This is a genomic window from Ruegeria sp. C11, assembly GCF_056537725.1.
In genome coordinates, this window is record NZ_JBQFSB010000010.1 from 157,043 (window position 1) to 168,956 (window position 11,914).

Consider the following 11,914-nt stretch of genomic DNA (forward strand, 5'->3'; position numbering starts at 1 on the left):
ATGCTGAAACTGACCGATCTGACGTTGTACTATGGGCATTCGCAAATTCTTCACGGGATTTCGATGGAGGCGAAACAGGGGGAAGTCACCTGTGTGATGGGAACCAATGGTGTCGGCAAAACCAGCCTGATAAAGGCCATATCTGGTACGCATCCACGGTCCGGCGGCGAGGTAGAGTTGAATGATGAAGAACTAGGTATTCTGCCTGCGCATAAAATGGCGTGGAAAGGCGTGGCTTATGTTCCGCAGGGGCGCGAAATATTCCCGCTGCTGAGCGTGCGTGAAAATCTGGAAACCGGGTTCGCCTGTCTGCCTGTCAGTGATCATTTTATCCCGGACGAGATTTTCGACCTGTTCCCGGTGCTCAAGAAAATGCAGAACCGGCGTGGCGGAGATTTATCGGGCGGTCAACAACAACAGCTAGCCATCGCACGGGCACTGATCACGAAGCCAAAGCTGTTGCTTCTTGATGAACCCACCGAGGGCATTCAGCCCAACATCATCCAGCAGATCGGAGAGGTCATCCGCCACGTCAGAACCAAAGGTGAGATGGCGATTGTTCTGGTCGAACAATATTTCGATTTCGCCTATGATCTTGCAGATCGGTTCGTCGTTCTCAGACGAGGCGAAATCCTGATGGCAGGAACTAAATCGGAGCTTTCCCGCGATCAGGTCTTACAGGGGGTGACGGTTTAGGTTTCAGTCGCGAAGATAAATTCTGAACGACTTAGGCATATGTTACCAATCCAAAAATTTGGATTTCGATCTGCACGTGTCTGCATCAACAACGGAGAATTGGTGCGCCTACTGGGTTACAGCACCACAAAATCAGCCCGTAAGAACTTCTTTGGTGAACGTGAAGCGTGAGGTTGCTGGCGCGCGTCGAACCTGCGGCCGACTGATTAACCAAAAGCAGACGTTCAGCATGAAGGGAGAGAATACTACTCTAACGGTAGAAACATCGTTTGTTGTGCGGGGAAAGAACCGCCACCCAGAGGAATTTCTATCAAGCTCAATGGTTCATTGCGCGAATAGTGTCGCTTGGTGTTTCGCCGAAGTGACTACGGTAGATGTTAGACGCACGACCGAAGTGATTGAAACCTACGTCCTGCATAAGTTTTGAGACGATCCCTTTCTGATAGGGCGTATTCTTCAGAAGGTGACGCAACCGGTAAACTCGTACCAGCCTTTGAAATTCACTGGGACCAAGACCCATCTGACTGTGAAACGCAGCGTAGAGAGTACGCCTCGGGACACCAAGGAACCGGGCAATTTCGTGCCCAGTCAGTTGTTCTTGGTGCGCGTTCTCAAACAATAATTCCTCAGCCTCTACAACCAGCCTCCTATGACGGGCGTTGGCTTTGTCCAGTTGGAAGGACTTGGGGTAATGAAACAGCTCATCTCCAATCAGCAGTTCAAATTGCTTCAAAATGATTTGGCCCCGTCGAAATAAGTCCTCGCCAGATTGCTCTTTGGCAAGCTTCAGACCGCTTTCCAACAACTGCGTGAAGCGAGGAACACGGTCCGCTTGCACCGGAACAAGTGAAGCGGGTGGAAATTGCCACCCTCGGCGATGCACAAGAGAGGTTGAAACCTCCAGTAAGTAAATCTTCGTTCCGCCTTCGACGATATAGTCGTATTCGGTACGCCCAATGCCATGCCAACACACGAGGAATGGTTTGGCGAAAACCGCTCCGCGAAATCGAACAGGGTCGCCTTGGGGCAGAAACAAGCCGTAATAGACGACATCGCCCTGCTGAATTTCACTATATCTGATCCGGCTCAGAAACGCCTCGGCATGCACTGTTACGTCGCCCAGAGCGGCCCTCCGCAGGCTCATCTTTGGCCCTTGTGAACACAAAGGGAGCGCCTCCAGCTCTACATCTTGATAGACAGGAAGGTGTTCCACCGACAGGACAATGAGTTTTTCGTACATTGAGCGCTCTGGTTTCTAAAGGTGTTTTCGGAATGGCGACACGGCCACAACCACCCTTTCCAAAGTAGCTTGCTCAGATCGGATAGCCAGCAAAAACACTTTTAGGCATTCTTCTCTTTGAATGAAACAGACTGGCCTGGTGTTAGATATGACATTTAAAAGAATAGTGTTTACCGTTGCTGCTTTCATGGGCTCCGCAGCTGCCTTGCATGCTCAAACAGCGGATCGATTGCTGCTCAATGGCAACATTGAGACGATGAACCCTATTCAGCCAGTGGCTGAAGCCATCGCTATCAAAGGCGGGAAAATTCTGTTCGTAGGTGACACGGAAGATGCCAAGTCATTTGCTGGAGACGAGACAGATGTAATCGATCTTGGTGGAAAGTACGTCACACCAGGCATGATCGAATCCCATAATCACGTCGTTTCTTCAAAGTGGATCACGACCGGCGTCGATGTAAGTTCAGCACGGTCCGTCGATGATGTCGGACGGTTGATGAAAGAATATGTGGACGCCAACCCAGACGAGACTGGCCCCTTGACCGGGTATGGCTGGGTGCCCGCCAATCTTGGCAATGCGCAACCCCGCGCCGCCGATCTGGACAAGTGGGATCTGGGTCGCCCCACGATGGTATTCGGCAACGCATCTCACGATGCGGTGCTGAACACGCTTGCGCTCGAAGCCGCAGGGATCACAAAGGATACCCCGGATACGCAACCCGGCGTTATCTATTGGGAGCGCGACACGGACGGTAACCCGACGGGCCTTGGTATCGAAACGATCTTCTTTGAGGCATTTGTGAACATTGGGGCCTGGGATCCGGACAAACTTGTCCCGGACTCTGCCGACTTTCTCCAAGATTACCTCGCCAGCAAGGGCGTGACCACAGCGATGGTTCCGGGTCTCGTGACACCCGGATTTTCGATAAGTACCGAGAACATGAAGCAGGACATGCGCGACATCATGGCCGTCATGAAGGAGCGCGAGGACAGCGGCGAACTGAAGATGCGATTCAACATCATGCCTTGGTTCAAGCTGCCGGATGCGGACGCACAGGACATCGTAGATTTCGCTCTGGAGATGCAGTCGCTTTACAACACTGACATGCTACGCACCGACAAGATCAAGATCCACCCTGAGAACGCGTGGTTGTCGCGCGGAGCGACTCAGCTTGTTCCATACCTTCCAGAAAACGACGGCGATCCGCTGACGTGGGGCGAGTATGGCGTATCACCCGACCGGTTGTTCGAAATGGTCAATCGGGCAAATGCAAATGGTCTCGACATCATCACGCATGCAGATGGCTCGCGTTTGATCAAACGATACACAGACATCATCATCGAGGCGAAGAAGTCGTACCCCGACGCCCGCAATCGGATCGATCACTTTACCTCAATGGACGATGAAACGCGCGATAAGGTGGTCCTGCACAACATTCCAACCAACGCGAGCCCATTGTTTTACAACGAGCTGGATGCCGGTCGGAATGGCTCTGAGTTGTTCAAGATCATGCAGGAAGCGTTCGCCCGTGAGGCCCATGGACAATATTCTCAGATTGCGCAGATGTACGACAATCTTTCGCTGTCAGGTGACGCGCCCGGCGCCGCTATCGAACGCGCTTACCCTGCCTATCTGTTCCAGCAGTCAATGACCCTGATCGAGCCTTCGATTGAAGGCGCGCAACCCTTCCCCGACTGGCGTCCGGTTATGACTATTGATCAGGTTCTGAACGCCTATACGCGAGCCCCAGCCTGGCAAATGGGTATGGAAGACGTGATCGGGTCTCTCGAAGTTGGAAAATATGCTGATATCGCGATTTGGGAGAAAAGCCTGCGCGAGATTGAACCCGAAAACATGATCGCTGAAGCAATTGTCGTGGGTACTTTGCTTAATGGTGAATTCACCCATCGTGAGGGACTTTGAGATGATCATCCCCTCTAAGGGGAGGAAACAACAGGCCCTGCTTGCGCTACTTTTAGTTTTGACGCTTGGCGTGGCAACCTTCCTCGGAAACATCGCCCATGCATGCGACGCCGCGTGTCAGGCGGCGCGTAAGGCGGCGAACCCTCTTGCCGACACCAAAGCTTTGATGACGGACAACACGATTGCATTTCGAACCGGCACCAACGACGAAGACAGCTATAATTTCCAACTCCAACCAGTTTACTCGGTGCCATTGAATGACGCGAACCTGGTGCTACGAGGGATTATTCCCATTCAAGGCGTCCAGCCAAGTGCAGTGCTGCCGCCGAGTATCAACGTACCCTCACCCGCGAACGATTTGACCTGGGGGATTGGCGATACGACGGTTCAAGCCTTCTACGCTCCGACGCCGGGGGAAAGTGGAATCGCGGTTGGTTACGGCATGCAGGTATCGCTACCGACGCACAGTGATTCCGCCCTTGCCGGTGCAGGTTGGGGTGCGGGGCCAGCCTTTGTTGTTTTCGGACAAGCCGGCGATCTATCCTGGGGTGGCGTCTTGGGACATATGTGGGGAGAGAACGATTTCAGCGTCTCAATCATTCAGCCCATTCTAACCTATGGGCTCGGACAAGGCTGGTATTTTGGCTACAACAACGTGATGTCCTACAATTGGAAGGCAGCAAACAGCCGTGAGGCGTGGACCATCCCAATAGGTCTGACCGTCGGTAAAACATCCATCCTAAACGAAGAAAAGGGAACCGCGATGGATGTCAGTGTCGGATACTATGCACTGGACCGTAAGCCAACCGGTGGGCCAGATAGTCAGCTAAAATTGGGGCTTTCATTCTTTTTCTGAGAATGCCCATTTTGTTGCCCACTAAGGTTCATGCGCCAACACAGGAACCGTAGCGGGCTGCTTGCATCTTTTGAGGCGACCTTCATTGACACCGCTTGTTGGTAGGTAACGAACCGAACTCAATTTTGTTCGCGCCCATTTCGCGAATCCTGACAGTTTTACCCCTGTGTCCCGAAGACCGCGTCTGGCTATACATGTCTGATGCTGTTCTTGTGATACAACCGCAACGACACTTTTTCTTAGTCACAATGCTTCCGTATAGCTTCCGGAACGAACGCGCCTTCAAGCTCACCGGCGAGACTTGCGCGCAATATTCTGCCTTTATTAAAAAAGTGGTGAGCCGTGCAGGATTCGAACCTGCGACCCACTGATTAAAAGTCAGTTGCTCTACCAACTGAGCTAACGGCCCACTCTTTTGTTGGATCTCTTCGACCCGCAGCGCTCTCTAGACCAAATTCCCGACTGGGTTCAAGGCCCTTTTCTGCGCCTCGTTTCGCCTTGACCCGAAAGTTTCCGGCGACCCGATAGGCGGCCTAATTAGGGAGAGCCGCCGAAGGGGTCAACCCCTTTTTTAAGGAATCTTCGGGACAGGGTGGATTCATTCGAAGCGCGGCGCTATATGCCCGCCATGCAACACTTTCGCGAAACCGGTTTGCCCTTCATGAAGATGCACGGGCTGGGCAATGACTTTGTCATTGTCGACGCGCGCGCGCAAACCGTCGAGGTCACGCCGGCTCTGGCGCAGGTAATTGCGCATCGGCAATTCGGGGTTGGGTTCGATCAGCTGGCGATCATCACGAATGGTGACGCTGACGCGCATCTGGTGTTCTATAATTCTGACGGTTCAACCTCTGCCGCCTGTGGAAATGCAACACGTTGCATCGCCCGTCATCTGATGGACGAGACAGGAAAGTCCAGCCTTACATTGTCGACGGAACGCGGCATCCTGTTTGCCGAAGACGCCGGAGAGGGGCTGACGTCCGTCAACATGGGCCAGCCTCAGCTTAATTGGCAGGAAATCCCACTGGCCGAAGATGTGGAAACGCTGGAACTGCCAATCGAAGGCGGCCCTACCGCAACCGGGATGGGAAACCCGCACTGCACATTTTTTGTTGAAGACGCCGAATCGGTCCCGCTGGAGCAGTTTGGCGCGCGCTATGAATATCATCCGTTGTATCCAGAACGTACCAACGTGCAGGTGGCGCAGATCATCGGCCCTGACCACATCCGTATGCGTGTCTGGGAGCGCGGCGTGGGCATAACCCTTGCCTCCGGGTCTTCGTCCTGCGCGACGGCGGTTGCAGCCGCCCGGCGCGGCCTGACGGGGCGCAAAGTTCAGATTAAACTCGACGGCGGGACGATCTGGATCGACTGGCGCGAGGACGGTGTCTGGATGACTGGTCCGACATGTCATGTGTTCAGCGGAACGCTGACGCCTGAATTTCTGGGGACTATTGAATGAAGCCTCCGAAATTCACCACGCTTGGATGTCGCCTGAACGCCTATGAGACCGAGGCGATGAAGGAACTGTCGCAACAGGCGGGCCTGAGCGATGCGGTGATCGTAAACACCTGCGCGGTGACGTCCGAAGCGGTCCGCAAGGCCCGCCAGGAAATCCGCAAGTTGCGGCGTGAGAATCCGGATGCCCGCCTGATCGTCACCGGTTGCGCGGCGCAAACCGAACCCGAGACCTTTGCGCAAATGGACGAGGTGGACGCGGTCATCGGCAATTCCGAGAAGATGCGCCCCGAGACGTGGAAAGGCATGGCCGCAGATTTCATTGGTGAGACCGAGGCGGTGCAGGTGGACGATATCATGTCGGTTACCGAAACCGCAGGTCACCTGATCGACGGTTTTGGCACCCGTTCGCGCGCCTATGTTCAGGTTCAGAACGGATGTGATCACCGCTGTACCTTCTGCATCATTCCTTATGGCCGTGGGAACTCTCGCAGTGTTCCGGCGGGGATCGTCGTGGATCAGATCAAGCGCCTTGTGGACAAAGGGTATAACGAGGTTGTGCTGACCGGGGTTGACCTGACCTCGTGGGGGACTGACCTGCCAGCGCAGCCCAAACTTGGCGATCTGGTTATGCGGATTTTGAAACTGGTTCCGGACCTGCCGCGTCTGCGCATCAGCTCGATCGATTCGATCGAAGTGGATGAGAACCTGATGCGGGCTATTGCCACCGAATCTCGCCTGATGCCACACCTGCACTTGTCGCTACAGCATGGCGACGATCTGATCCTGAAACGGATGAAGCGCCGCCATTTGCGCGACGACGCGATCCGTTTTACCGAAGAGGCGCGCAAGCTGCGCCCCGACATGACTTTTGGGGCCGACATCATCGCAGGCTTCCCAACGGAATCCGATGCGCATTTCGAAAATTCTCTCAAGCTTGTCACCGACTGCGATCTGACCTGGCTGCATGTGTTTCCCTACTCCAAACGCGAAGGCACGCCTGCTGCACGCATTCCCCAGCAAGTGAACGGCAACGTCATCAAGGAACGCGCCGCCAGGCTGCGGGACGCGGGTGCAGCGCAGGTTGAGAGGCATCTGGCGGCACAGGTTGGCAAAACCCACAGTATCCTGATGGAAAACCCCCACATGGGCCGGACGGAGCAGTTTACCGAAGTGGAATTCAATAGCCCCCGGGTCGAGGGTTCAGTGATTTCGGCAACAATCACTGGTGTGTCCGGCGAGTGCCTGTGCGGAGAATAAGCACTCTGTACCACCGGAATTTCACCGACCCGGACCATTCGCCAGATTTATTGCTCTGCCTCAAACATTGACTCGGAAACTCTGCGCGTCTTACGTTTTCAGACGTTTTTCTGAGTGAGGTAGTTATGAAACCAAGTAAATTTGCGCTCGTCGCGATACTTTGCGTCTTTTCCGGTACAGCGTTTGCAGAGGGGCTTCCGGCAGGTGTCTGGAAGACAAAAGTAAGCTCCAAAAACCCGTTCACACTGACGATGAATGTCTCAAATGGTCAGGTCACGATTCCGGATGGCAAGGTGGGAACCAGCACGGCCACCAAGGTTTCCACGCTTAAATCGACGGCCTCGTCGATGGTGGTCAAAATCGAATTCACTGGGGGAAATTGTGGCAAGAACTCACACGGCACCCTCAACCTCGACAAAAACAATAAAGGCAAGTGGCGCGGTAAATGGAAAGGGTTGTGCGCAAATCGCGGCGTGAACTTCAACGCCAACGCAAATGCCAAGCCGCCCGCAGGAAGCTGAGCCCAAAAACAAAGGCTCCGCAGACCAGCTGCGGAGCCTCCAGTTCCAAGCGTTTGGTCGCTTAGCTTAGCTTCTTGCCCTTGACGGGTGCCCACAGGCGCTTGTTGGTCAGGTACAGCAGTACAGACAGCCCGATCAGGAACAGCACACCAACAAATCCGGCATTCTTGCGGGCCATCATCTTGGGTTCGGCGGTCCACATCAGGAAGGCCGCGACATCCTCGGACATCGCTTCGACGGTGTTTTCATGACCATCGGCAAACTCGACCTGCTCGTCCGACAGCGGCGGGGCCATCGAAATCCAGCCGCCGGGGAAGGCGGTGTTTTCGTACAGGATGGTGCCTGCTTCTTCCTTTTCCTCGCCGGTATAGCCGTCCAGCAGCGAGGCGATGTATTCCGCACCGCCCATGCCCTTGAACAGCTGGTTGATCCCCAGACCGTAAGGGCCGTGGAACCCGGCGCGGGCCTTGGCCATCAGGCTCAGGTCGGGTGCGCCAACACCATCGTTGACCGGGAAGTGATCGGTTGGCAGTGCCGGACGGAAATCGTCAAGCTCGGGATCGAACACCTCAAAGTTCTGGGCCGCATAGGCGCGGACCGCCTCTTCGCTCAGGCCGACACCGTCCTCATCGGACAGCGTGCGCAGAGGCACATAGCGTAGGCCATGGCAGGCCGCGCAGACCTCGGTATAGATCTGCAGGCCGCGTTGCAGCTGATGCTGATCGTAGGTGCCGAACGGACCTTCGAACGAGAACGCAAAGTCCTCGATGTGCTGCTCACCGCCACCTGCCGCAAAGGTCGAGGCGGGCGCAAGGGCCAGAGCTGCAGCAGCGCCGATTGCAAGTTTCTTGAACATGATTTCCAGTCCCTCTTACTCGGCGGGCGTGGCGTCGGCGTCAGCCTTGCCATAATGCGCGTTGAAGTCTTCTTCGATGGTGTCCGGCTGCGCCTCGGGCTTCTCGATCACACCCAGGATCGGCAGGATCACGAAGAAATAGGCAAACCAGTAGGCGGACGCGATCAGCGAGAAGGTCGCATAGGGCTCCTCGGCGGGCATCGCACCCAGCCACATCAGGGCGAAGAAGTCGATGACCAGCAGGTAGAACCACCATTTGAACATCGGACGGTATTTGCCCGAACGCACGCTCGACGTGTCCAGCCAGGGCGCCAGCGCCATCGCCAGGATCGCACCGAACATCGCAATCACACCAAAGAACTTGGCGTCGATGATGCCACCGGTGATGAAGCTTGCGAACTGAACGACCCAGACCTCACCGGTAAAGGCGCGCAGGATCGCGTAGAACGGCAGGAAGTACCATTCAGGCACGATGTGTGCAGGCGTAACCAGCGGGTTGGCTTCGATATAGTTGTCAGGGTGGCCCAGGTAGTTCGGCATGTAACCGACGATGGCCCAGAAGATCACCAGAACAATCGCCAGTGCGAACAGGTCCTTGATCACGAAATACGGCCAGAACGGCAGTGTATCCTTCTCGGCCTCGGCCTTGGATCCACGGCGAACTTCAACACCCGTGGGGTTGTTGTTGCCGGTGGTGTGGAAGGCCCAGATATGCACCACAACCAGTGCCGCGATAACGAACGGCAGCAGGTAATGCAGCGAGAAGAAGCGGTTCAGCGTGGCGTTGTCCACCGCCGGTCCGCCCAGCAGCCAGGTCTGGATCGCGTCTCCCACAAACGGGATCGCGCCAAACAGGCCGGTGATCACGGTCGCACCCCAGAAGGACATCTGACCCCAGGGCAGAACATAGCCCATGAACGCAGTGCCCATCATGCAGAGGTAGATCAGCATCCCGATGATCCATGTCACCTCACGCGGCGCCTTGTAGGATCCATAGAAAAGGCCGCGGAAGATGTGAATGTAGACCGCAACAAAGAACAGCGACGCGCCGTTCATGTGCAGATAGCGCAGCATATAGCCGCCATTCACGTTGCGCATGATGTGCTCGACGCTGGCAAAGGCCAGATCGACATGCGGGGTGTAGTGCATCACCAGAACGATGCCGGTGACGATTTGCAACGCAAGGCAGAACGCCAGAACGATGCCCCAGATCCACCACCAGTTCAGGTTCTTGGGGGTGGGAATCATGAGGGTGTCATACAAAAGGCCTACGATGGGCAGGCGGCTGTTCAGCCACTTTTCGCCATTCGTCTTCGGCTCATAATGATCGTGCGGAATACCGGACATAGGCGCGTCTCCTTATCCCAGCTTGATGGTGGTTTCGTCGACGAACTCGGCGACAGGCACAGGCAGGTTCTCGGGCGCGGGGCCCTTGCGGATACGTCCGGACGTATCATAGTGCGAACCGTGGCAGGGGCAGAACCAGCCGTGATAATCACCGGCGCCATCACCCAGAGGCACACAGCCAAGGTGCGTACACACACCCATCATCACCAGCCATTCACCCGCTTCGTCCAGCGAACGGTTTTCGTCGGCCGCATCCAGACCGGGCTTGTTGGCGTTGCGGTCGTCCTGGTCAGGCAGTTCCGAGATTTCGACGGCGCGTGCCTCGTCAATCTCTTCCTGCGTCCGGCGGCGGATGAAAACCGGTTTACCCAGCCATTTCACGGTGATCTGGGTTCCGATCTCGACACCGCTCACATCCACGCGGATTGAGGACAGCGCCTGAACGTCAGCCGAAGGGTTCATTTGGTTGACCAGAGGCCAGACAACGGCCCCCGTGGCTACGACACCTGCGCCGCCAGCGACGTAGTAGAGGAAATCTCTGCGGGTGCCTTCGTGGTCTTCTGCGTGGGACACGAGGTTTTCTCCGAATTCCAGCGCCCGGCTTAACGGGCAAACATGCATCAGTACCGCATCAAAGCGGCATCTCATCGCGGCTATCTATCCGGGAGAAAACGGTTCGTCCAGCGGTCATAGGCGCGCACTACGCCGCATCTGGTCTTTCATGTCGCAACGCGGACACATAATTTCAAGAATATCCCCTAAAAACACGCGGACTAACGCCTGTTTCAGTGCGACATGAAAACCCTGTCCCCACCTTTCCGGCTGATTCGTGTGCCCGAGGCCATGTTGAGGCCGGCCATCTCAAAATTATGTCCCAGTCTGCTGCAGTTAACACTCAGGAAAAACCGCCTGCTCCTAGAGCATTCTTCACGCACCCACGGTGCTAGATAAAGTGTTATTTTAAATAGATATTTTCACAAGCGAACTTTGCCAAATTCCCTGTTGCACTTTTAGCGTGAAACCTCATAACGCGAATCGCGCGAACACCAGTTGGGGACACCAAAATGATTACAAAAACTCTGACCGCAATTTTGCTCGTGCTAACAAGCGGCGCACCGGCTCTGGCTGCTGGTGACCCTGTAAAAGGTGAAAAACTGTATAACCGGTGCTCGTCCTGCCATGCGATCATCAAGGACGGCGAAGTTCTGGTGAAAGGCGGAATTACCGGGCCGAATCTGTATGGCGTCATCGGTCGCGTTGCCGGAGCCGAGCCCGATTACCGCTATGGCAGTGAGCGTTTGCCAGTGGGCATGTTTACCGATGACATGATCCGCGCGGGTGAACAGGGCTTGATCTGGACCGAGGAAAACATTGCAACCTACGCCAAGGACCCGATCGGATTCATCCGCGAATATCTGGACGACGACACCGCCCGCCCGAACATGAGCGTCAAGCTGAAGAAAGGCGCCGAGGATATCTCGGCATATATCGCGACATTCAGCAGTCACTGACAATCAGGAACTTGCGTGCTTCTGTTTCACTCCCGTGTTTGGCTTATCCAAACTGGAACGATTGTGGGGGGAGAGATAGCGGTATAGCAGCCGCTTAAGAATTGACCGGCGAGTTCCGAGGAGGAGTCGCCGGTCCTTGTTGTGTGTCGCCGTTGGTACCGCAGCACAGTCTTTGTTTAGAAAACAGGCTCTAATAAGGGAAATATGCCACCATACTTTCAATGGGAATGTTCAGGCCAATCGAC

Annotated in this window: 11 protein-coding genes and 1 tRNA gene; 7 read left to right on the top strand and 5 right to left on the bottom strand. The window is 55.3% G+C overall.

Going from position 1 to position 11,914, the window contains the following annotated elements:
- Positions 1-696, top strand: coding sequence for an urea ABC transporter ATP-binding subunit UrtE (gene urtE, locus ACR0NA_RS17630; protein ID WP_480731135.1), 696 nt, complete (start codon positions 1-3; stop codon positions 694-696).
- A 316-nt stretch (positions 697-1,012) separates the two neighbouring features.
- Here urtE and ACR0NA_RS17635 read toward each other — a convergent pair whose 3' ends face one another.
- The gene (locus tag ACR0NA_RS17635; RefSeq protein WP_480731137.1) at positions 1,013-1,936 is read right to left on the bottom strand and encodes an AraC family transcriptional regulator; all 924 of its coding nucleotides are present in this window, start codon (positions 1,934-1,936) and stop codon (positions 1,013-1,015) included.
- 148 nt (positions 1,937-2,084) lie between these two features.
- Here ACR0NA_RS17635 and ACR0NA_RS17640 point away from each other — a divergent pair, with 148 nt between their 5' ends.
- Together ACR0NA_RS17640 and ACR0NA_RS17645 are read left to right on the top strand one after the other, a co-directional pair.
- On the top strand, positions 2,085-3,860 hold the full coding sequence (locus tag ACR0NA_RS17640; protein ID WP_480731140.1) for an amidohydrolase: 1,776 nt from the start codon (positions 2,085-2,087) through the stop codon (positions 3,858-3,860).
- A gap of 1 nt (position 3,861) precedes the next feature.
- The gene (locus ACR0NA_RS17645; RefSeq protein WP_480731142.1) at positions 3,862-4,716 is read left to right on the top strand and encodes a hypothetical protein; all 855 of its coding nucleotides are present in this window, start codon (positions 3,862-3,864) and stop codon (positions 4,714-4,716) included.
- Between the two features lie 333 nt (positions 4,717-5,049).
- Here the strand turns inward: ACR0NA_RS17645 and ACR0NA_RS17650 are convergent.
- Positions 5,050-5,125, bottom strand: a tRNA-Lys gene (locus ACR0NA_RS17650).
- Between the two features lie 210 nt (positions 5,126-5,335).
- Between ACR0NA_RS17650 and dapF the strand changes: the two genes are divergently transcribed.
- The 3 genes from dapF (at position 5,336) to ACR0NA_RS17665 (ending at position 7,955) form a co-directional block, all read left to right on the top strand.
- On the top strand, positions 5,336-6,178 hold the full coding sequence (gene dapF / locus ACR0NA_RS17655) for a diaminopimelate epimerase (RefSeq protein WP_480731145.1): 843 nt from the start codon (positions 5,336-5,338) through the stop codon (positions 6,176-6,178).
- Positions 6,175-7,434 carry a tRNA (N(6)-L-threonylcarbamoyladenosine(37)-C(2))-methylthiotransferase MtaB gene (gene mtaB, locus ACR0NA_RS17660; RefSeq protein ID WP_480731147.1) on the top strand — a complete coding sequence of 420 codons (1,260 nt, stop codon included), beginning with the start codon at positions 6,175-6,177 and terminating at the stop codon, positions 7,432-7,434. The genes dapF and mtaB overlap by 4 nt, the downstream gene beginning before the upstream one ends.
- A 125-nt stretch (positions 7,435-7,559) precedes the next feature.
- Positions 7,560-7,955, top strand: a complete 396-nt coding sequence (locus ACR0NA_RS17665; RefSeq protein ID WP_480731149.1) for a hypothetical protein — start codon at positions 7,560-7,562, stop codon at positions 7,953-7,955.
- 61 nt (positions 7,956-8,016) lie between these two features.
- Here ACR0NA_RS17665 and ACR0NA_RS17670 read toward each other — a convergent pair whose 3' ends face one another.
- The 3 genes from ACR0NA_RS17670 to petA are packed head-to-tail and all read right to left on the bottom strand — an operon-like array spanning position 8,017 to position 10,731.
- Positions 8,017-8,811, bottom strand: a complete 795-nt coding sequence (locus tag ACR0NA_RS17670) for a cytochrome c1 (RefSeq protein ID WP_170655003.1) — start codon at positions 8,809-8,811, stop codon at positions 8,017-8,019.
- Between the two features lie 15 nt (positions 8,812-8,826).
- Entirely contained in the window at positions 8,827-10,158 is a 1,332-nt protein-coding gene (gene petB, locus ACR0NA_RS17675) for a cytochrome b (protein ID WP_170655000.1), read from the bottom strand.
- A gap of 12 nt (positions 10,159-10,170) precedes the next feature.
- On the bottom strand, positions 10,171-10,731 hold the full coding sequence (gene petA, locus ACR0NA_RS17680) for a ubiquinol-cytochrome c reductase iron-sulfur subunit (protein ID WP_480731212.1): 561 nt from the start codon (positions 10,729-10,731) through the stop codon (positions 10,171-10,173).
- A 491-nt stretch (positions 10,732-11,222) separates the two neighbouring features.
- On the opposite strand from petA, the gene ACR0NA_RS17685 reads away from it, so the two are divergent.
- A complete protein-coding gene (locus tag ACR0NA_RS17685; protein ID WP_480731152.1) occupies positions 11,223-11,669 on the top strand; it encodes a c-type cytochrome in 447 nt (148 codons plus the stop codon).
- The last annotated feature ends 245 nt before the right edge of the window (positions 11,670-11,914 follow it).

Excerpts from the sequence above, each read along its gene's own strand:
- dapF (WP_480731145.1), top strand. The coding sequence starts at position 5,336 with ATGCCCGCCATGCAACACTTTCGCGAAACCGGTTTGCCCTTCATGAAG.
- ACR0NA_RS17685 (WP_480731152.1), top strand. The coding sequence starts at position 11,223 with ATGATTACAAAAACTCTGACCGCAATTTTGCTCGTGCTAACAAGCGGC.
- mtaB (WP_480731147.1), top strand. The coding sequence starts at position 6,175 with ATGAAGCCTCCGAAATTCACCACGCTTGGATGTCGCCTGAACGCCTAT.
- ACR0NA_RS17645 (WP_480731142.1), top strand. The coding sequence starts at position 3,862 with ATGATCATCCCCTCTAAGGGGAGGAAACAACAGGCCCTGCTTGCGCTA.
- ACR0NA_RS17635 (WP_480731137.1), bottom strand. The coding sequence starts at position 1,936 with ATGTACGAAAAACTCATTGTCCTGTCGGTGGAACACCTTCCTGTCTAT.
- urtE (WP_480731135.1), top strand. The coding sequence starts at position 1 with ATGCTGAAACTGACCGATCTGACGTTGTACTATGGGCATTCGCAAATT.
- ACR0NA_RS17665 (WP_480731149.1), top strand. The coding sequence starts at position 7,560 with ATGAAACCAAGTAAATTTGCGCTCGTCGCGATACTTTGCGTCTTTTCC.
- ACR0NA_RS17640 (WP_480731140.1), top strand. The coding sequence starts at position 2,085 with ATGACATTTAAAAGAATAGTGTTTACCGTTGCTGCTTTCATGGGCTCC.
- petB (WP_170655000.1), bottom strand. The coding sequence starts at position 10,158 with ATGTCCGGTATTCCGCACGATCATTATGAGCCGAAGACGAATGGCGAA.
- ACR0NA_RS17670 (WP_170655003.1), bottom strand. The coding sequence starts at position 8,811 with ATGTTCAAGAAACTTGCAATCGGCGCTGCTGCAGCTCTGGCCCTTGCG.